The organism is Methylobacterium sp. D54C (assembly GCF_053345595.1).
In genome coordinates this window covers 22,689-40,746 of record NZ_JBKFAK010000001.1, presented here as the reverse complement: position 1 = coordinate 40,746, position 18,058 = coordinate 22,689, and the positions used below count along the sequence as shown (strand labels likewise).

20 protein-coding genes are annotated in these 18,058 nt (G+C 73.4%); 6 read left to right on the top strand and 14 right to left on the bottom strand.

Annotation, left to right across the window (positions count from 1 at the left end):
* Window positions 1-168: 168 nt before the first annotated feature.
* Window positions 169-768 carry a cysteine hydrolase family protein gene (locus ACLBYB_RS00225; protein ID WP_103985426.1) on the top strand — a complete coding sequence of 200 codons (600 nt, stop codon included), beginning with the start codon at window positions 169-171 and terminating at the stop codon, window positions 766-768.
* 39 nt (window positions 769-807) lie between these two features.
* On the opposite strand, the gene ACLBYB_RS00220 is transcribed toward ACLBYB_RS00225, so the two are convergent.
* The 8 genes from ACLBYB_RS00220 to fliL form a co-directional block, all read right to left on the bottom strand.
* Complete coding sequence (locus ACLBYB_RS00220) at window positions 808-2,106, bottom strand: leucine-rich repeat-containing protein kinase family protein (RefSeq protein ID WP_447697487.1); 1,299 nt, start codon at window positions 2,104-2,106, stop codon at window positions 808-810.
* Window positions 2,107-2,109: 3 nt separating this feature from the next.
* On the bottom strand, window positions 2,110-2,301 hold the full coding sequence (locus ACLBYB_RS00215) for a DUF1192 domain-containing protein (RefSeq protein ID WP_012317818.1): 192 nt from the start codon (window positions 2,299-2,301) through the stop codon (window positions 2,110-2,112).
* Between the two features lie 12 nt (window positions 2,302-2,313).
* Window positions 2,314-3,534: a phosphopentomutase gene (locus ACLBYB_RS00210; protein ID WP_447697486.1), complete on the bottom strand. Its 1,221-nt coding sequence runs from the start codon at window positions 3,532-3,534 to the stop codon at window positions 2,314-2,316.
* Between the two features lie 2 nt (window positions 3,535-3,536).
* Entirely contained in the window at window positions 3,537-5,174 is a 1,638-nt protein-coding gene (locus ACLBYB_RS00205; RefSeq protein WP_447697485.1) for an ABC transporter ATP-binding protein, read from the bottom strand.
* Window positions 5,175-5,308: 134 nt separating this feature from the next.
* The gene (locus tag ACLBYB_RS00200) at window positions 5,309-6,175 is read right to left on the bottom strand and encodes a MotE family protein (protein ID WP_244539974.1); all 867 of its coding nucleotides are present in this window, start codon (window positions 6,173-6,175) and stop codon (window positions 5,309-5,311) included.
* On the bottom strand, window positions 6,172-6,702 hold the full coding sequence (locus ACLBYB_RS00195) for a DUF6468 domain-containing protein (protein ID WP_447697484.1): 531 nt from the start codon (window positions 6,700-6,702) through the stop codon (window positions 6,172-6,174). Before ACLBYB_RS00195 ends, ACLBYB_RS00200 begins: the two co-directional genes overlap by 4 nt.
* 19 nt (window positions 6,703-6,721) lie before the next feature.
* Complete coding sequence (gene fliM / locus ACLBYB_RS00190; protein ID WP_091681367.1) at window positions 6,722-7,939, bottom strand: flagellar motor switch protein FliM; 1,218 nt, start codon at window positions 7,937-7,939, stop codon at window positions 6,722-6,724.
* Window positions 7,940-8,003: 64 nt separating this feature from the next.
* Entirely contained in the window at window positions 8,004-8,558 is a 555-nt protein-coding gene (gene fliL, locus ACLBYB_RS00185; protein WP_020093627.1) for a flagellar basal body-associated protein FliL, read from the bottom strand.
* Between the two features lie 255 nt (window positions 8,559-8,813).
* Here fliL and flgF point away from each other — a divergent pair, with 255 nt between their 5' ends.
* Genes flgF through flgH form a run of 4 tightly spaced genes read left to right on the top strand, consistent with a single transcriptional unit; the run spans window position 8,814 to window position 12,323 of the window.
* A complete protein-coding gene (flgF, locus tag ACLBYB_RS00180; RefSeq protein WP_042671790.1) occupies window positions 8,814-9,554 on the top strand; it encodes a flagellar basal-body rod protein FlgF in 741 nt (246 codons plus the stop codon).
* Between the two features lie 13 nt (window positions 9,555-9,567).
* On the top strand, window positions 9,568-10,359 hold the full coding sequence (flgG, locus tag ACLBYB_RS00175; protein WP_020093629.1) for a flagellar basal-body rod protein FlgG: 792 nt from the start codon (window positions 9,568-9,570) through the stop codon (window positions 10,357-10,359).
* A 35-nt stretch (window positions 10,360-10,394) separates the two neighbouring features.
* Entirely contained in the window at window positions 10,395-11,537 is a 1,143-nt protein-coding gene (gene flgA / locus ACLBYB_RS00170) for a flagellar basal body P-ring formation chaperone FlgA (RefSeq protein WP_447697483.1), read from the top strand.
* A gap of 36 nt (window positions 11,538-11,573) precedes the next feature.
* The gene (flgH, locus tag ACLBYB_RS00165) at window positions 11,574-12,323 is read left to right on the top strand and encodes a flagellar basal body L-ring protein FlgH (RefSeq protein WP_020093631.1); all 750 of its coding nucleotides are present in this window, start codon (window positions 11,574-11,576) and stop codon (window positions 12,321-12,323) included.
* Window positions 12,324-12,329: 6 nt separating this feature from the next.
* On the opposite strand, the gene ACLBYB_RS00160 is transcribed toward flgH, so the two are convergent.
* The 5 genes from ACLBYB_RS00160 to ACLBYB_RS00140 form a co-directional block, all read right to left on the bottom strand.
* Window positions 12,330-13,640 (bottom strand): Gfo/Idh/MocA family protein, encoded by a 1,311-nt coding sequence (locus tag ACLBYB_RS00160; RefSeq protein WP_427508119.1) that lies wholly within the window; start codon window positions 13,638-13,640, stop codon window positions 12,330-12,332.
* 84 nt (window positions 13,641-13,724) lie between these two features.
* On the bottom strand, window positions 13,725-14,093 hold the full coding sequence (locus ACLBYB_RS00155) for a PilZ domain-containing protein (RefSeq protein WP_447697482.1): 369 nt from the start codon (window positions 14,091-14,093) through the stop codon (window positions 13,725-13,727).
* Window positions 14,094-14,195: 102 nt separating this feature from the next.
* The gene (locus tag ACLBYB_RS00150; protein ID WP_020093634.1) at window positions 14,196-14,954 is read right to left on the bottom strand and encodes a phosphatase PAP2 family protein; all 759 of its coding nucleotides are present in this window, start codon (window positions 14,952-14,954) and stop codon (window positions 14,196-14,198) included.
* 31 nt (window positions 14,955-14,985) lie between these two features.
* Window positions 14,986-15,504: a 2'-5' RNA ligase family protein gene (locus ACLBYB_RS00145; RefSeq protein WP_447697481.1), complete on the bottom strand. Its 519-nt coding sequence runs from the start codon at window positions 15,502-15,504 to the stop codon at window positions 14,986-14,988.
* 26 nt (window positions 15,505-15,530) lie between these two features.
* Window positions 15,531-16,553 carry a spore photoproduct lyase family protein gene (locus ACLBYB_RS00140; protein ID WP_447698122.1) on the bottom strand — a complete coding sequence of 341 codons (1,023 nt, stop codon included), beginning with the start codon at window positions 16,551-16,553 and terminating at the stop codon, window positions 15,531-15,533.
* Window positions 16,554-16,751: 198 nt separating this feature from the next.
* Here ACLBYB_RS00140 and ACLBYB_RS00135 point away from each other — a divergent pair, with 198 nt between their 5' ends.
* The gene (locus ACLBYB_RS00135; protein WP_447697480.1) at window positions 16,752-17,720 is read left to right on the top strand and encodes an alginate O-acetyltransferase AlgX-related protein; all 969 of its coding nucleotides are present in this window, start codon (window positions 16,752-16,754) and stop codon (window positions 17,718-17,720) included.
* Here ACLBYB_RS00135 and ACLBYB_RS00130 read toward each other — a convergent pair.
* Window positions 17,714-17,938, bottom strand: coding sequence for a hypothetical protein (locus ACLBYB_RS00130; RefSeq protein ID WP_447697479.1), 225 nt, complete (start codon window positions 17,936-17,938; stop codon window positions 17,714-17,716). The genes ACLBYB_RS00135 and ACLBYB_RS00130 overlap by 7 nt on opposite strands.
* Window positions 17,939-18,058 lie beyond the last annotated feature (120 nt).

Genomic DNA, 18,058 nt, shown 5'->3' with positions numbered 1-18,058 from the left:
GCGACGCGCGGGGGCGGATCAATCCGCGCGGCCAACCTTCCTGGGGGAACATCCGGCCCCGGCGCGCGAGCGTTGCACCTTTGCACACTGGCGCGACCGGGCCGCGCCGTCGTAGCGTCCCGGGCTCAGAGAGCCGCCTCCGAGGCGGCCCCACGGGAGGAACCGCCGATGTCCGATCCGGCAACCCTGCGCGGCCTGTCCGGCCTGAGCCCCGCGCCGGCCCCGCTCAGGGGCTCGGCGCTCGTGATGATCGACCTGCAGCAGACCTACCGGGAGGGCGTGATGCGGCTCGACGGCGTCGAGCCCGCGCTCCGGGAGGCGGCGGCGCTCCTGCGACGGGCGCGCGAGGCCGGGATCCCGGTGATCCATGTCCGCCACGATGCCGGGCCGGGCTCGCCCTACGACGTGACCGCCCCGATCGGCCAGATCAGCCCGGAGGTGGCGCCGCAGGGCGACGAGCCGGTGATCACCAAGGCCTATCCGAGCTCCTTCGTGGGCACCGACCTCCAGGCGCGGCTCGAGCAGATCGGCGTGAAGGACGTCGTCCTGGCGGGCTTCATGACGCATATGTGCGTCAACTCCACCGCCCGGAGCGCCTTCAACCTCGGGTTCCGCCCCACCGTCGTGGCGGCCGCCACGGCGACGCGGGACCTGCCCGGGCCGGACGGCGCCGTGGTGCCGGCGGCCCAGCTCCAGGCCGCGAGCCTCGCGGCCCTCGGCGACCTGTTCGCCGTGATCGCGCGCGGGCAGGGCGATATCCCCGACTGAGACAGCGGACCGCTCCCGGCACCGGTCGAGGCCGCGCGATCAGGCCTGCAGCCGCCCGATCTCGGCGATCACCGCCCTGAGGCCCGGCCGCCCGTCGGGATCCGGCCCGGTGCAGGCCCGCGCCAGGGCGCGCAGGGAGTCCGGCGGCGCCGCGCATCGGTCGAGCAGCTCGCCGATCAGGATGCCGACGGCGCGGACCTCGACCCGCGCCAGGGCCGCGCCGAGCGGCCCGTCCGGCAGAGCCGAGGCGGCGCCGAAGTCGCTGAGCACGGCCGCGCCGGTCCCGGCATCCCAGAGCGTGTTGTGGGCGTAGACGTCGCCGTGCAGCAGGCCCCGCCCGTGCAGGTGCGCCACCGCCTCGGCCACGGCGCGGGCGATCCGCAGGACCGTGTCGGCGCCGAGGCGCAGGTCCGGGTCGTAGACGTCGCGGCTGCAGCTCGCGAGGCACGGCGGCCCGGCGAGCGCGCGCCAGTGCGCCGGCAGGAGCCGGAGCAGCAGGCCGCGGGCACCGTCGGGATGGCCCTCGAGCCGGCCGAGCGCGCCCGTGAGGGCCGGGTGCGTCCCGGCGGCGAGGCAGGCCGCCATCTCCCGCTCGGGCAGGCCGTCGCTGGTCATCGCGCCCTTGAACAGCTTCAGGGCCACGTCCTCCCCGCCGGCCGGCCCCCGCCACCGCGCCCGGTGGACGCGCCCCGAGGCGCCCTCGCCGAGCAGGTCGCCGACGGCGAGGTCGGCCCACGGCACCGCGGGGGCCGCGACCGGCGCCGTCGCCGGCTCGGCGGGGTTGCCGGCGTAGGCGATCCAGGCGAGGCGGGGCAGGCGCGCGAGCCAGGGCGGGATCGCCGCGAGACGGTTGCAGGCGAGCCGGATCAGCTCGAGGTCGTCCGCCCCCGACAGGCTGTCGGGCAGCGCCGTGAGCCGGTTGCCCGCCAGCATCAGCTTCTGCAGGCGCGGCCGCTCGCCGAGGGCGGCGGGCAGCTCCGCGATCGCGTTGTCGGTCAGGGTCAGCCAGCGCAGGTCGCGCGGCAGCGACACCGCCGGGACCTCGCGGATGCCGCAGCCGCGGAAGCCCAGCTGGCTCAGCGCCGGGCAGGCGCCGAGCACCGGCGGCAGGCGCGGGAACGGGTTGCCGGAGCAGAACAGCACGCGCAGGCGGTGCAGGCGGCCGAGATCGTCCGGCAGGTCGGTGAGGCTGCCCCGGCCGAGATCGAGCACCTCGAGGGTGTCGGCGAGCGCGAAGACCTCGCGCGGCACCTCCGTCAGGCCGTCGGGCAGCCGCAGCTCGCGCGCGCCGCCGAGATCGCCGCGCCGCAGGGCGGCGAGGATTTCGCGCCGGTCCAAGCCTCAGCCCCGCTTGAAGAAGGCGTCGGCCGCGCCCTGCGCCGCCTGCTTGGCGGCCCGCGCCGCCTCGAGCCGGGCGATCTCGGCGCGCAGGAGCGCGACGCGCTCGTCGAGATCCCCGAGCGAGAGCGTGTCGAGGGGCTGCCCGATCTCGTGGGCAACGGCCTTGCGCGGCCGGTCGTCGTCGTCCCGCACGTCTTGTCCTCCCTACAGGAACGGTGTTCCGGCCCCGTCCCAGGCGAGGCCGAGATGGGCCGCCACGGTGGCGCCGATATCCGCGAAGGTCTCCCGCCGGCCGATCGGCCGGCCGGCCACGCCGGGGCCGAAGGCCAGCACCGGGACCTGCTCGCGGGTGTGGTCGGTCCCGGTCCAGGTCGGATCGTTGCCGTGGTCGGCCGTGATCACCGCGAGGTCGCCCGGTGCCAGCGCCGCCAGGATCTCGGGGATCCGCGCGTCGAACGCCTCCAGCTCCGCGGCGTAGCCCGGCACGTCGCGGCGGTGGCCGTGCTCGGTGTCGAAATCGACGAGGTTGACGAAGATCAGGCCGCCCTCCGGCAGCGTCGCCAGCGCGTCGAGCCCCGCGGTCACGCAGGCCGCGTTCGGGCCCGGCCTGATCTCGCGCCCGGTGGCGCGGTGGGCGAAGATGTCGCCGATCTTGCCGACGCTCACCACCGCGCGGCCGGCCGCCTCGGCCCGGTCGAGCAGCGTGCGCCCGGGCGGGGCGACGGCGAGATCCTTGCGGTTGCTGGTCCGGCGGAAGCCGGTCTCCGGCGCGCCGACGAAGGGCCGGGCGATCACCCGGCAGACGCGGTAGGGGTCGCACAGGCGGCGCGCCACCCGGCACAGGTCGTAGAGCCGCTCCAGCCCGAACGCCTCCTCGTGGGCGGCGATCTGGAACACGCTGTCGGCCGAGGTGTAGCAGATCGGCCGGCCGGTCCGGAGATGCTCGGCGCCCAGCGCGTCGATGATCGCGACCCCGGGCGCGTGGCAGTCGCCCAGGATGCCCGGGAGGCCGCCCTCGGCGACGAGCGCGCGGACCAGCTCCGGCGGGAAGGCCGGCCGGGTGTCGGGGAAATGCCCCCAGGGCTCGGTCAAGGGCAGGCCGGCGATCTCCCAGTGGCCGGAGGGCGTGTCCTTGCCGGCGGCCGTCTCCACCGCGTGGCCGTAGGCGCCGCGCGGCGGGCCGGCCGGGGCGAGGTTCGGCGGGATCCGGCCCGAGGCCCCGGCGGCAGCCAGGCCGAGCCCGAGTTCGGCGAGGTGGGGCAGGCGCAGGGGGCCCGCGCGCAGCCCCGCCCGGTCGCCGCGGCCTTCCGCGCAGCGCTCGGCGATGTGCCCCAGCGTGTCCGACCCGGCATCGCCGTAGCGGTCCGCGTCCGGGGCCCCGCCGACGCCCACGGAATCGAGGACGATGATGAGGGCGCGCGCCACGGTCAGGCCGACTCCAGCTCGGCGGGGGCGTCGCTCTCGAGGGCGAAGGCGGCCTTGAACAGGGCGCGGGTGTAGGGCGTCTGGGGGCTCGCGAAGATCGTCTCCGCGTCGCCCTCCTCGACCACCCGGCCGTTCTGCATGACGATCACGTAGTTGGCGAGCGCCCGCACCACCTTCAGGTCGTGGCTGATGAACAGGTAGGCGAGGCCGCGCTCGCGCTGGAGGTCGCGCAGCAGGGTCACGATCTGGGCCTGGACCGAGCGGTCGAGGGCCGAGGTCGGCTCGTCGAGGACGACGAAGCGGGGATTGAGCACCATCGCCCGCGCGATGGCGATGCGCTGGCGCTGGCCGCCGGAGAACTCGTGCGGGTAGCGGTCCATGGCGGCGGGATCGAGCCCGACATCGGTGAGCGCCTTGGCGACCACGGCCCGGCGCTCCGCCCGGGAGCGCGCCGTGCCCTGGACCACCAGTCCCTCGGCGACGATGTCGGCCACCGACATGCGCGGCGACAGGGAGCCGTAGGGATCCTGGAAGACAACCTGCATGTCCTTCCGCAGCGGGCGCATCTGCGCCACGCCGTAGCCGTCGATCGCCTTGCCGAGGAAGACGATCGGCCCTTCCGAGCCCGTGAGCCGCAGGAGCGCGAGGCCGAGGGTTGTCTTGCCCGAGCCGGACTCGCCGACGACGCCGACGGTCTCGCCGGTCCGGACCCGCAGGGAGACGCCGTCCACGGCCCTGACGTGGCCGGTGACGCGCCGGAGCAGGCCCGACTTCAGCGGGAACCAGACCTTCAGGGGGCCGGCCTCCAGGAGCGGGGCGGCGTCGGCCGGGACGGGGTTGGCCCGGCCCTTCGGCTCGGAGGCGATCAGGCGGCGCGTGTAGGCGTGCTGCGGATCCGCGAAGACGGCCTTGGTGGCGCCGGCCTCCACGATCTTGCCCTTCAGCATCACGCAGACGCGGTCGGCGATCCGCTCGACGATGCCGAGATCGTGGGTGATGAACAGCATCGCCATGCCGAGGCGCTTCTGCAGGTCGGCGAGCAGCGCCAGGATCTGCGCCTGCACGGTCACGTCGAGGGCCGTGGTCGGCTCGTCGGCGACCAGGAGGTCCGGCTCGCAGGCGAGCGCCATGGCGATCATCACGCGCTGGCGCTGGCCTCCGGAGAGCTCGTGCGGGTAGGCGCCCATGCGCCGCTCGGCGTCGCGCAGGCCCACGAGTTCCAGAAGCTCCAGGATCCGGCGGCGGGCCGCCTTGCCGGCGAGGCCGCGGTGCAGGCCGAGCACCTCGCCGATCTGCCGCTCGATCGTGTGGAGCGGGTTCAACGAGGTCATCGGCTCCTGGAACACCATGGTGATGTCGGCGCCGCGCACGTCCCGCATCGCCCGCTCGGGCAGCCGCGCGAGGTCGCGGCCCGCGAACAGGATCCGCCCGTCCTGGCGGGCCGCGGGGTCGAGGAGGCGCAGGATCGCCAGCGCGGTCACCGACTTGCCGGACCCCGATTCGCCCACGAGCGCGACGGTCTCGCCGCGGCGGATGGTGAAGGAGACGCCGTCGACCGCCACGGTCTCACCCTCCCGCGCGCGGAACGCCACGGAGAGGTCCTCGACGGCGAGGAGCGGCTGGGGATCGGCCTCTGACATGGACCCCTTATAGCGCGCCCGGCCCCGGACCCTAGCCCGCGCGGACGCCGCACGGGGCGGGCTGGCACGACGCGGCCGGACGGGCGGGCCGGCGGTCCCGGAAGGTCGGCCCGGCGCTCCAGCGCGCCACGGACCTACCGGATCGGCGCCCCGGGATCGATCGCCGGCAGCTCGTTCGCCGGGAGCCCCGTTCCCGCCTGAGCCTGCGGTCCGGCGGCGCCGCGGGCGCGGTTGGCGAGGGCGACAGTCAGGCGCTCGGCGGTCTCGGGCTGCATCACCGCCAGGACCTCGGACATCTTGCGGGGGTTCATGGCCAGCACGATCGGGACCAGCACGTCGAGCCCGAGCCGGTCGAAGACCCGGGCTGCGTCCTTGGGCTTCATCGCCTCGTACATCGTGACGATGTTCTTCAGGGCCTGCTTCTCGGCGTCCTCCTTCGCTTTCGCGACGGCGTCGACCTTGTCCTCGGCCTTCTTGAGGTCGCCGAGCCCGGTCTCGAGCTTGCGCTCGGCCTCGCCCAGCATCTTCTCGCGCAGCTCGAGCTCGTCGCTCTTCTGACGCAGGGCGTCGCGCCGGGCACCGAGCTTCTCAAGGAGCAGGCGCTCGGTGGGCGAGGCCGAGCTCCCGGCCGCGGGCGGTGCGGACTGGGCCGGGGCCAGGGGAGGGGCCGACGGCTGCTCGGGCGCGGCTGCCGGCGCCTCCTTGGCGCCCACCGAACCGGTCGTCACCGGATCGAAGGGCTCGAAGCCGGTGCGCGCCCGGGCGACCGCGCGCCCGTATTCCGGCAGCGCCGCGCTCTCCGGCAGGCCGGCCTGCAGCAGGCTGAGCAGCTTGAGCACGAGCAGCCCACCGGCCGCGAGCGCCACGGCGTCGATGAGGCGCAGCCGAAACTGCCGGACGGGCTTCCGGCGCGCGCGCCGCTCGGGCGTCGCGGCGCGGCGTATCCGCTCCTCGGGATCCGGCTTCGGCGGCGGGATCTTCGGGGCCTTGACCCCGGTCACGCGGCGCGCGCCCGGACGCGGGCGAGGGCGCGCTCGCTCATGGCGAGGGCCGCCGCGGCCGCCACGCCGAGGCGCTCCCCATTCGGGCTGGCGTGCTCCGGCCGGCGCTCGGCCGGGATCTCCGGCGCGCGCGCCGGCTTGGGGACCGCCTGCGGCGCGGGCCTCGGCTCCGGCGCGGGCTCGGGACGGACCGGCACGGCGCGCATCTGCGCCACGATGGCGCCGATGCGGGTGATCACGCCCTCGCCGGCCTCGACCTGCAGCCGCAGCTCGCCGGCGCGGATCGTGGCGGTCTCCAGGCTCGCGTTCAGGGTGCGGTCGCCCTCGTCGATCGCCGCCCGCAGGCCCGCGATGGCCCGCTCGGCCGTGCCGGTCGCGACCATCAGGTCGCCGATGGTCTGGCGGAGGGCGGCCTCGTCGCCCTTCATCTGGCCGATGCGGCGCGAGAGCCGGAGGGACGTGACGATGGTCGCCGCCAGGAGGACGGCGACCAGGATGTCGGCCGCGAGGGTGACGAAGAGACTCATGACCGGACCCTCATCGGCACTAATTGTCCGAGCGGTTGTTCATCGAGGCCTCGTAGGCCTGGATCGTCGTGCGCGAGCGGCGCAGCGGCCGGGTGACCTGGACGGCGATGTGGCCGTCGACCCGGCCGATCCGCCCCTGCGTCAGCGCCCAGTCGCCGCAGCGCACGGTGATGAGGTCCGAGGGCTTGGCCTCGAACATCAGCGTCTCGCCGACCTTCAGGCTCATGACCTGCTTCAGCGGCAGCATCATCTCGTGCAGCACCGCGTCCATGGTCACGTCGGCCTGCCAGATCTCGGTGGCGAGATGGCCCTCCCAGACGTGGTCGCGGCCGAGCTTCTCGCCCATGAAGCTCTGGGTCAGCAGCTCCCGGATCGGCTCGATCGTCGCGTAGGGGAACAGGATCTGCAGCATGCCGCCGCGCCCGTCGACGTCGAGGCGCAGGCTGATCAGGATCGCGGCGTTGCCCGGCCGCGTGATGGTGGCGAAGCGGGGGTTGGTCTCGATCCGGTCGATGCCGAAGCTCACGGGCGAGAGCGGCTGGAACGACATCTCGAGGTCGCCCAGCACGATCTCGACGAGGCGGCGCACCAGCGTCATCTCGATGGCGGTGAAGGGCCGGCCGTCGAGGCGGCTCGACGAGCCGCCGCGCTTGCCGCCGAGCAGCAGGTCGAAGGTCGCGTAGGCGAGGTTCGAGTCGACCGTGACGAGGCCGGAATTCTCCCACTGCTCGGCCCGGAACACGCCCAGCAGCGTCGGCAGCGGGATCGCGTTCAGGTAGTCGCCGAAGCGCACCGAGGTGATGTTGTCGAGGGTCACCTCGACGTTGTCCTGGAACAGGTTGCGCAGGGAGGTCGACAGCAACCGGATCATCCGGTCGAAGACGATCTCCAGCATCGGCAGGCGTTCGTACTGGACGACGCCCGAATCGACGATGGCCTGCACGCCCCCGGCCCCGGAGGCCGAGAGCTCGCGCATGGAGAAGCCGAGGACGCCGTCGATCTCGTCCTGGTTGAGCACCCGGTCGTTGCCGGCGAGTTCGGGGAGGTTGTCGCTCTCCCCGTCCTCGATCATCGTCGCCCATTCGGCGGCGACGTCGCCCGCGTTGCGCGTGGTGCCCTGCTCGGCGAGCGCCGCGCCCCACTCCTCGGCCAGCGACGTGTCGCCGCCCTCGGCCCCCTGCTCCAGGAGGGCTGCCGACCAGTCGTCCTCGGGGAGTTCGTCCTCGGGTTCCATCAGGCGTGCTCGATCGGGGCCCGGCGCGGCGCGGCGCGCGATGGACGGGGCAGGGTCGCGGGCGCGCTCACTGGACGATCACGTCCTTGAACAGCACCGCGTCGACCTTGGCGGGGTACAGGGCGATGTTGATCCGGCGCAGAAGCTCCTCGCGCAGCCGGAACAGGCCCATCGAGTTGGTGATGTCGCTGGCGCGCAGCTCGCGCATGTAGACCTGCAGCGCGTCCTCGACCCGCGGCATCAGGGGCTTCACCTCCTCCTCGACCTTGGCGTCCTTCAGCTCCAGCGAGATCCGGACCTTCGCGTACTTGGCCTTGTCCTGGGGCAGCTCGGGAGAGAGGTTGAGGAGCATCTCGCGCACGTCGACGAAGACTACGGCCTTCTTGGCGTCCGGACCGGCGCCCTTGGCGTCGCCGTGCCCGCCGCCATGGCCGCCGCCCTGCGCGGCTTCCTTGCCGTCGCCCTGGCCGCCGCCGCGCATCATCAGGAAGGCGCCCGCGCCGCCGCCCGCGATCAGGACCGCGAGGGCCACCATGATCATGAGCTTCTTCTTGCCCTTCGGGGCGCCCTCGGCTTTGGCCTCGCCGTCCTCGGCGGAGGCCTTTTTCGGCGTCTTGGCCATGGAATAATGCTCTCTCGCGGGAGACCGCGCGCCAGGTACACCTGGATATCGGAGCATCACGGTTAACGCGCCGTTAAGGAGGCAATTCCTGCCGGGTCAGGTTTGCCGCGGCGCAGCCCCCGCGCCGCCGCGACACGCGAGCGTCGCTAACCAAGTCCCTGTCACAACGCTAAAATTTGCCGCAGACGGGTTTGGCACAGCGGATGCTGAATGGATCGTTGCCGCCTCCGCGGCCCGCGAGTCCCAGAGTCCACGATGCAGAATGCCCTCTTCGTCGGCGTGTCGAGCCAGATGGCGCTCCAGCGGGAGCTGGACGTGATCGCCAACAACATGGCGAACGTCTCGACCACGGGCTTCAAGGCGCGGAGCACCCGCTTCGAGGAATACCTGATGCCGGTGGCGAGCGCGGATTCGTTCGCCCGGCCCGACCGGCGCCTGTCCTACGTCATCGACCAGGGCACCAGCCTCGACCTCGGGCAGGGCCCGATCGAGCAGACCGGCAACCCGCTCAACGTGGCGGTCAAGGGCTCGGCCTTCATCGCCGTGCAGTCGCCCCAGGGCGAGCGCTACACCCGGAACGGCGCCTTCGAGCTCGACGCGCAGGGCACGCTCGTCACCAGCGACGGCTACAAGGTCGTGGGCGAGGGCGGCCCGATCAGCATCAACCCGCAGGAGACCGGCCTCGCCATCGGCCCCGACGGCACCGTGTCGACCAACCTCGGCATCCGCGGGCGGATCAAGCTCGTCACCTTCGCCAACCCGCAGCGGCTGACCAACGAGGGGACCAACCTCTACGCCTCGCCGGAGCCCGCCCGCCCCGCCGGGATCGACGGGCGCCTGGAACCCGAGTCGCTGGAGCGCTCCAACGTCCGCCCGGTGATCGAGATGACCCGGCTCATGGACGTGAACCGGACCTACGCCATGGTGTCGAGCATGATCTCGCGCCTCGACGACCTGCGGGGCACGGCGATCCGCCGCCTCGCCGACGTCGCCTGAGGAGGCCTGACCGATGCGCGCCCTCTACTCCGCCGCCACCGGCATGGCGGCCCAGGAACTCAACGTCCAGGTCATCTCCAACAACATCGCGAACCTGCGCACCACCGGCTACAAGCGCCAGCAGGTGCACTTCCAGGATCTGCTCTACCAGAACATGCGCCGGGCCGGCGCCTCGACCTCGCAGCAGAACACCCAGCTCCCGGCGGGCCTCAGCCTCGGCTCGGGCGTGAAGACCACCTCGACGGCCCGCGTGATGTCGCAGGGGACGCTGTCCTCGACCGAGAAGGATTACGACGTCGCGATCCGCGGCGACGGGTTCTTCCGGGTGACGCTGCCGGACGGCCGGACCGCCTATTCCCGCGACGGCTCCTTCGACCTCTCGGCCCAGGGCCAGCTCGTCACCCGCGACGGCTACCTGCTCGATCCGGCGATCACCGTGCCGCAGAACGCGACGTCCGTGACGATCAGCGCCACGGGCGTCGTGCAGGCGAACATCCCGGGCCAGACGGCGCCGCAGGCGCTGGGCCAGTTCCAGCTCTCGCGCTTCGTCAACAAGGTCGGCCTCGAGTCGATCGGCGACAACCTGTTCGTCGAGACCGCCGCCTCCGGGCAGGCGATCAGCGGCCTGCCGGGCGCCGACGGCTTCGGCAACCTCCAGCAGAGCTACCTGGAGGAGGCGAACGTGAACGCCGTCACGGAGATCTCGTCCCTGATCGCCGCGCAGCGCGCCTACGAGATGAACTCGAAGGTCGTCACCGCCGCCGACCAGATGCTCTCCACCACAACGCAGATGTTCCGCAGCTAACCGCGCGACCCGCACCCCGCTTCAGGTCCCTGAACATGTATGCCGGCATGCATCCCGACCCGCTCGATCCCGACTTCGGGACCCTCGACCTGCCCCGCATCGCCGCGGGGGCCGGGGACGACATCAGCCCGATCGTGCGGCGCGTCCCGCGGCGGGTGATGCCCCTCGGCGCCGCCGTCATCCTGCGCGCGCTGCTGGCCTTCCTCACCTTCGCGGCCCTCGGCGCCCTGGCGATCCCGGCCATGGCGCGGGCGGAGGGCCTGCGGCTGCGCGGCGACGTCACCGCCCGCGGCGACGTCCTGACGCTCGCCGATCTCGTCGAGGGCGCGCCCGAGCGCCTGGCCACGCGCCCGCTGTTCCGCGCGCCCAGCCTCGGCGCCACCGGGACGATCCAGACCCGCCGCATCCTCGACGCGGCCTCCGCCCTGGGCCTCAGCGGCCTGGAGACCGGCGGCCGGCTGCAGATCGCCGTGCAGCGCGCCGCCCGCCGCCTCGGGCCGCCGGAGATCGAGGCGGCGCTCAAGCGCGGCCTCGAGACCGGCTACGGGCTCAACGCCCAGAACATCGCGGTCCGCCTCGACGGCGACGGGCCGACCCTGCTGGCGCCGGTGGACCTCGAAGGGCAGGCCGCGGCCCTGGACCTGACCTACGATGCGCGGACGCGCCGCGTCGCGGGCCTCGTCACCCTCGGCGAGCGGCAGGTCTCGCTGCGCGTCTCCGGCGTGGTCGTGGAGCTGCGCGAGGTGGCGGTGCTCACCCGGAACCTCAACCGCGGCGAGCCGGTCAGAGAGGGCGACGTCGCCCTGGAGCGGCGCCCGCGCGAATCCGTCGCCCCCGACGCGCAGGGCAGCGCCACGACCATCCTCGGCGAGGTCGCGCAGAACACCCTCACGGCCGGCACCGTGCTGCGGGTCACCGACACGGCCCCGCCCGACCTGGTCGCCCGCGGCGAGAACGTAACCATCGTGTACGAGACGCCGAGCATCAGCCTGTCGATGCGCGGCCTGTCGAACGATTCCGGCCGCATGGGCGCCGTCGTCAACGTCGTCAACGTCGCCTCCAAGAAGGTCCTGCAGGCCACCGTGATCGGCCCCGGCCGGGTCTCGGTGAGCCCCAGCCCCGCGGCCCGGCAGGCCGCCGGCGCCGCCCCCGTCCAGGCGACCGCCTCCCTGCGCTGACCGCCCGCCCTGCACGCGTCGAAGAGTGATAGCCCGATGGCCCGTCGCACCGTCCTGAACCCGCTCGCCGCCGCCCTGATCGCCGGCGCGCTCGGCGCCTGCAACACCGCCGACCGCCTCTCGCAGGTCGGCCTGACCCCGGCCCTGTCGGCGATCGAGGACCCGACCGCGCAGCCGGGCTACAAGCCGGTGCGGATGCCGATGCCGGACGTGCAGCCGGTCTCGTACGCGCCGAACTCGCTGTGGCGCACCGGCTCCCGCGCCTTCTTCAAGGACCAGCGCGCCGCCAAGCTCGGCGACATCCTGACCGTGAAGGTCAAGGTCACCGACCAGGCGAACATCAGCAACGAGACCAAGCGTTCCCGGGCCAACACCGAGAGCTTCGGCCTGCCCAACGCCCTGGGCCTGGAGAACAACGCGGTCGGCAAGTCCTTCGGCGTCGGAAGCACCGCGCTGCTCTCCGCCACCTCGGCCATGGCCAATGACGGGGCCGGCTCGGTCCAGCGCACCGAGTCCGTCCTGACGAACGTCGCCGCGGTGGTGACCCAGGTTCTGCCCAACGGCAACCTCGTGGTCGAGGGCAAGCAGGAGATCCGGGTCAATTTCGAGGTGCGCGAGATGATCGTCGCCGGCGTGGTGCGGCCGGAGGACATCGAGTCCGACAACACCATCGACTCGGCCAAGATCGCCCAGGCGCGCATCGCCTACGGCGGCCGGGGCCAGATCACCGACGTGCAGCAGCCGCGCTACGGCCAGCAGCTCGTCGACATCCTGCTGCCGTTCTGAGGCACCTCAGGACGGCTCCTCCGGCTCCGGCCCGCGCGTCACGTCGAGGCCGGAGCCCGCGCCGGGGGGCGGCCCGACCTTGACCGGCGCGCCGGTGCGGGCGGCCTCGTAGATCGCCTCCATCAGGACCTGGTCCTGAAGCCCCTCCTCGCCGGGGGTGCGGGGCCGCAGGTTCTCCTGGATGCACCGCGCGAAGTGGTCCAGCTCCAGGGCGAACTGGTTCTTCGGGCTCAGGACCTTCTCGTCCCGGGCGGCGTTCCTGCCGTCGCGGTGGCCGATGTAGAGACGCTGGCCCTGATAGGCGAAGGCGTTCTGGAGATCGACGGAGGCTGTCCCGGTGTGCAGGGTCAGGCTCCGCGCCTCGTAGACCCCGTAGCTCGTCAGGCACTGGGCGATCACGCCGGACGGGAAGTGGAGGGTGAAGCTCGCCGTCTCCTCGACCTCGCGGTACTTGGGATCGTCCGGCGGCGAGTGGATCTGGGCCTGGATCAGGTTCGGCTCCTCGCCGAGAACCGCGCGGGCGGTGTTCAGGCAGTAGAGCCCGATATCCGGCAGCGAGCCGCCGCCCGCCAGCGCCTTGCGCAGGCGCCACTGCTCCGGAAGACCCGTGGTCTGGCCGTTGAACGCCTGGATCAGCCGCGGCCGGCCGAACTCGCCCGAGCGGGCGAGCTTGATCACGGCCCGGTTGTGGGGCTCGTACTGGCACCGGTAGGCGATCATCAGCTTGACGCCGGCCTTCGCGCAGGCCGCGATCATCTCCCGGCACTCGTCCGAGGTCACGGCCATCGGCTTCTCGCAGAGCACCTGCTTGCCGGCCGCGGCGGCCGCCACGACGTTGTCCCGGTGCACGCCGTTCGGCGTGACGATGTAGACCGCCTGGACGTCGGGGTTCGCCTTCAGGCGATCCCACGCGTCGTAGCCGTAGACGGCGTCGTCCGGCAGCCCGTACTGCCGCGCCACGAGCTTCGCCTTGTCGGGCGAGCCCGACATCACCGCCGCGAGGCGGGCGCGCTTGCTCTCGCCGAACGCCGGGAGGATCTCGTCGAGGCTCAGGCGCCCGAGACCCACCACGCAGTAGCCGACGCGCTGACCCGGCGGCTGCGGCGCCGGACTCGGGGCGGGCGGCCGGTCGCCCGGCCCGCGCCAGTTCGGGAACATCACCTTTCCGCCCTGCACGGCGCCGGTATCGGCCGGGACCGAAGGGGCCGGCGGGGCGGCCGGCGGGGCGGCCTGCGCGCCGCCGCCGGCCGCGGCGCCGGCCAGGGCGCCCCCGGCCGCGAGGAGAGTGCGTCGTGAGAGCCGGGTGTCGTCCGCCATGTGCCTCGCCGTGTCGCCGGATCGGGAGGGCCGCGCCCGGGGCGCCGCCCGCGCCGGGAGCCGCCGGATGGCGGGACCGCGCCCTCAGTGAACGCGACCCGGCTCCGGGCTGTTTCCGTCGAGGAGCGCGGCGCGCAGACGCGCCACCTCCGCCTCGCTGGCGGCGAGCCGGCGCGCGACCGCCTCGGGCTCCGTCGCCGCGCGGGTCTCGGCGAAGCCGAGGCCGACCGACTCGCCCGCGCGCCAGGCCACGAAGGCGCGCCGGATCTCGCCGCGACAGGGGATGAACAGCTCGACGCAGTCGGGGAGCACGGCCTCCGACGGCAGCCGGACCCGCGCCCCGTCGAGGGACACGTCGCGGACCGTGCAGTCGATCTCCGGGAGGAAGGCCGCGACGCGCAGCCGCCCGCCCAGGCAGACGCGGCGTCGGGCAGTGCGGCGGCGCTCGACCACGATCGTCTGACCCTGACGGTTTCGGTTGCGGGGACAACCGCCATCCAGCCCGGACCGCCCCCGCCCGTCCACCTTAACCGTCTGTTTACCTTAACGGCGGCCTCAGGCGGGCGGCGGCGGGTCGGGCGCCTCGACCTCGCCGCGGCGCTGCAGCTGCAGGGCGACGAACCAGCACAGGGATGCCCAGGCAGCGCCGATGCACCAGCCGGCCAGGACGTCGCTCGGCCAGTGCACGCCGAGATAGATGCGGCTGATGCCGACGAGCAGCGTCACGCTCACCCCGAGCGCCAGGACCAGCGCCTTGGCGCGGCGGTTGCGCTCGATCCGGGCGATCAGGGTCGCCAGGGTCAGGTAGGCGATCGCCGACATGGTGGCGTGGCCGCTCGGGAAGCTCGCCGTGAACACCTCCATGCCGTGGGGCACGAGGTCCGGCCGGGGCCGATGGTAGAAGATCTTCAGCACCGTCGAGACCAGCTCGCCGCTCCCCACCGCGGCGAGGACGTAGAGACCGATGCGTCGGCGCCCGGACACGCCGAGATAGGCCGCCACCGCGCAGGTCAGGAACAGCACGGTGAAGACGCTGCCGAGCCCGGTGATGTCGCGCATCGCCTCCTCGAGCCAGGGCGGCCCGATGGGGTCGGCGAGATCGGCGGGGTTGCGCAGGGCGAGCAGGATCCGCCGGTCGAGGGCCGCGGTGGAGCCCTCGCCGACCTCGTGGGCGAGGTAGAAGAACCCGTAGCCGAGGATGCTCAGGCAGAGCAGGGCGACGAGGGGACCGACCTCGTTCAGGCGCAACCGCAGCCACACCGCCATCGCGGGCTCGATCAGCCGGTTCTGCCGCAGGTTGCCCGGCGCCCTCATGGCGCGGTCTCCCGGTGCGCGTCGACATCCATCAGGCATTCTCTCCGAAGGGCAGGCGGGCGACGGCGTCCCAGGGGCCGCCGCGGTAGCGCCAGAGCAGGGTGCCGGGGGCGGTGAACCGGAACGGCACGAACCCCGCCGACAGGTCGGCGTGCAGCGCCTGGGCCGTGTCCGGCGACACCTTGTTCTGCACCGTGACGTGCGGGCGCCAGCCCTGCCGGTCCTGGGCGGTGAGGTGGGCCGCGAATTCCTGCGCGAGGCGGCCCCGGAAGCGCACCAGCGCGTCGGAGTCGAGCGCGTAGGCGACGCCGCGGCCGGTGAAGCGCAGGCCGGTCACCGCGACCTCCGGCGGCGGCACCGTGCGGGCGAGGGCGGTGATCGCCTCGATCACGCCCCGCTCCCGGTCGCCCGGCAGGTGGTGGAACAGGGTCGCGTGCGCCGGGATGCGGTTGAGGGCTTCCGGGAAGTGGCGGCGCCGCTCGCCGTCGAACCGCGCGAAAGTCGGTTCGTCGAAGGCGAGCGTCAGGATCAGGGGGTCCGCGTCGATCATCGGGGCCAGATGGCGCCCGCGGGCGCTCAGGTCCAGTACAGGATCCGAGCGGCCGGCAGGTCGCGGGCGAGACAGGCGGTGAGATGGGCGCGCATCGCCTGCATCAGGGGCTTCGGGAAAACGTGCTTCACCGAGCCGAACTTGGTGCGCTTCTCGACGCGCTCCGCCTCGTCCAGCGGCAGGTCCGAGCCGGGATACCAGCCGCGCAGCACCGCCTTCGAGCCCGGCGTGAACCGGTGGGTGATGAGTTCGGCGGTGAGGTCGAGATCGGGCACGCCGGCCAGCGCGTCGGCGGCGGCGCGGACCAGCCCGGCATAGGCGTCCTCCCAGTCCGGAACCGGCAGGATCGGCGCGACGGTCAGGCCGACCGGGTAGCCGGCCCGCGCCGCCGCCGCCAGGGCGGCGAGCCGCGCGTCGAGGGGATCGGTGCCGCCCTCGTAATGCGCGGCCGCCCGCGGATTGACCGAGAAGCGGATGCGCGTGCGCCGGTTGTGCGGCAGGTCGAGGAGCGGTTCGACCGCGGCGAACTTGGTGGTGAAGCGCAGCTGCACCGGCGCGTCCCAGGCGCCGAAATGCCGGATCGCCGCCGAGAGCGAGCCGGTCAGGTGCTCGATGCCGAGGGGATCGGTGTAGCAGGACGCCTCGAAGGTGGTCCCCTCCCGCGCCCGCTCGGCGGAGGCCGACGTCACCGCGCCGCGCCCCGCATAGTCCGCGAGGTTGTCTAGGATCGTCGCCAGATTGGCGTAGGCGCGGGTCACCGGCGGCCCGGACAGAGAGCCCGCGAGGTAGCAGTATTGGCAATGGGCCGGGCAGCCCTCGGCGAGGTCGAAGCGCCAGTCGGCCGAGGGCGGGATCGGCTGCAGCCGCAGCTTGGTCGGCGGGGCGACCGTCAGCGCGAGGGTCGCCTTGGCGGCCGCGTAGGCGCGCCGAGGATCCGGCTCGCGCGGGCTCGGCAGGCGGTTGGACGCCAGCCGCTCCACCGGCAGGCCCAGCGCCTCGGCGCGGGCCAGCATGGCCCGCCCGTGGGCGTGCTCCAGGGCGGCGGGCATGACCAGCACGCGGCGCGGGCGCCACAGCCGCGCCGGGCGGGCGGGCTCCGGGCGGATGGGCTCCGGGCCGCCGGCATGCTCCGGGCGATCGCGGGTCTGGACGGCCGGTGCGGGCGAGGGCGTCATGCCTGACGAACGCGCGGTCCCGGTGCCGGGTCCGGCCTAGTCGCCCGCTCGCGGTGCGGCTAAAGCACCGTCATGTCTGCAGGCAGGGAGAGCGTACATGTCGGCCGCGACGGCTGGTTATTCCTCACGGGGGGGACCAACCGGGTCATGGACCGGTATCGCGGCGGCCTGCGGCACTGGCTGCTGCTGCGCGGCTGGACACGGCTGATCAAGGCCCGCGCGCGGCGGGCCGAGAGCCTCGGCATCCGCTGCCTGCACGTGATCGTGCCGGAGAAGCTGTCGGTCTACGACGACAAGACCGACGGCCTGCGTTACGCCCCCGGCAAGGCCTCGACCCGGCGGCTGGCCCGCAGCCTCGCCCGGCATCCGGCCTATCTCGACCTTCTCGCCCCGCTCCGCGCCGCCCGGAACGGGCCGGTGCCGCTCTACCTGCGCACCGACACGCACTGGACCGCGCAGGGCTGCCTGCTGGCCTACCGCGCGATCATGCGGGCGCTCGGGGCGATCCCGCCGGCCGACATCGGCGCGCGTCCGGGCATCGTCTCGGACCAGCTCATGGATCTCGGCGAGAAGCTGCCGGAGCGGCCGCGCGAGCGCCTGGAACGGTTCATGCTGCAGCGCGACGCGTCGCGGGTCGAGACCGGGCCGCTGCTCGCCGCCTACGAGGCGGAAGGGCGCGACCGGGAGGTGCATGTCGGCGCGCATGTCGTCTACCGGAACGCGTCACCGGCGGCCGATCCGCGCCGGCTCGTCCTGTTCGGCGATTCCTGCGCCCATTTCGACCCGTTCCTGCTGACCGGGCTACTCGCCGAGAGCTTCAGCGAGGTGCACTTCGTCTGGTCGTCGAGCCTCGACTGGGCCTATATCGAGCGGGTCCGCGCCGACATCCTTCTGTTCGAAATCGCCGAGCGCTTCCTCGCCAAGCTCCCGAAGGACGATTTCGACGTGGCCGTCGCCGGCCAGCGCGGGACCGGCGGCCGCTTCGCGAAGCTCCGGACCGGCGGCCTCGACGCCGTCGGCCACGGGGCGAAGCCTCAGTAGATGGCCTGATCCAGGCGGGCGAAGTCGGCGACGCTCGCCGCCTGATACTTCGCGAAGGATTCCGGCGCGCAGGCGATGCCGATCATCAGGACGAGGAGCGTCGCGAGGCACGCGAGCGTCGCGGTGACCAGGTCGGCGTGGCGCCGCAGGGCGTGGATCACCAGGCACCCGAACGTGAACAGGGCCGCCTCGGCGACGGGCACCAGCGCGAACGACATCACATCACCTCCATCGATCCCCCACCGGGTCGGGCAGCTGCGGCACGCGCACGGCGACGGGTGGGTGACGCGAGACATGGCGGACTTTGCTGCACCGCAACAGACAGGCGGGCGCAGGCC

Bases quoted from the DNA above. Each gene is read 5' to 3' on its own strand.
- ACLBYB_RS00225 (WP_103985426.1), top strand. From the start codon at position 169: ATGTCCGATCCGGCAACCCTGCGCGGCCTGTCCGGCCTGAGCCCCGCG.
- ACLBYB_RS00145 (WP_447697481.1), bottom strand. From the start codon at position 15,504: ATGATCGACGCGGACCCCCTGATCCTGACGCTCGCCTTCGACGAACCG.
- ACLBYB_RS00195 (WP_447697484.1), bottom strand. From the start codon at position 6,702: ATGAGTCTCTTCGTCACCCTCGCGGCCGACATCCTGGTCGCCGTCCTC.
- flgG (WP_020093629.1), top strand. From the start codon at position 9,568: ATGCGCGCCCTCTACTCCGCCGCCACCGGCATGGCGGCCCAGGAACTC.
- fliL (WP_020093627.1), bottom strand. From the start codon at position 8,558: ATGGCCAAGACGCCGAAAAAGGCCTCCGCCGAGGACGGCGAGGCCAAA.
- flgH (WP_020093631.1), top strand. From the start codon at position 11,574: ATGGCCCGTCGCACCGTCCTGAACCCGCTCGCCGCCGCCCTGATCGCC.
- ACLBYB_RS00140 (WP_447698122.1), bottom strand. From the start codon at position 16,553: ATGCCCGCCGCCCTGGAGCACGCCCACGGGCGGGCCATGCTGGCCCGC.
- ACLBYB_RS00150 (WP_020093634.1), bottom strand. From the start codon at position 14,954: ATGAGGGCGCCGGGCAACCTGCGGCAGAACCGGCTGATCGAGCCCGCG.
- flgA (WP_447697483.1), top strand. From the start codon at position 10,395: ATGTATGCCGGCATGCATCCCGACCCGCTCGATCCCGACTTCGGGACC.
- ACLBYB_RS00160 (WP_427508119.1), bottom strand. From the start codon at position 13,640: ATGGCGGACGACACCCGGCTCTCACGACGCACTCTCCTCGCGGCCGGG.
- ACLBYB_RS00205 (WP_447697485.1), bottom strand. From the start codon at position 5,174: ATGTCAGAGGCCGATCCCCAGCCGCTCCTCGCCGTCGAGGACCTCTCC.
- ACLBYB_RS00130 (WP_447697479.1), bottom strand. From the start codon at position 17,938: ATGTCGTTCGCGCTGGTGCCCGTCGCCGAGGCGGCCCTGTTCACGTTC.
- flgF (WP_042671790.1), top strand. From the start codon at position 8,814: ATGCAGAATGCCCTCTTCGTCGGCGTGTCGAGCCAGATGGCGCTCCAG.
- ACLBYB_RS00135 (WP_447697480.1), top strand. From the start codon at position 16,752: ATGTCTGCAGGCAGGGAGAGCGTACATGTCGGCCGCGACGGCTGGTTA.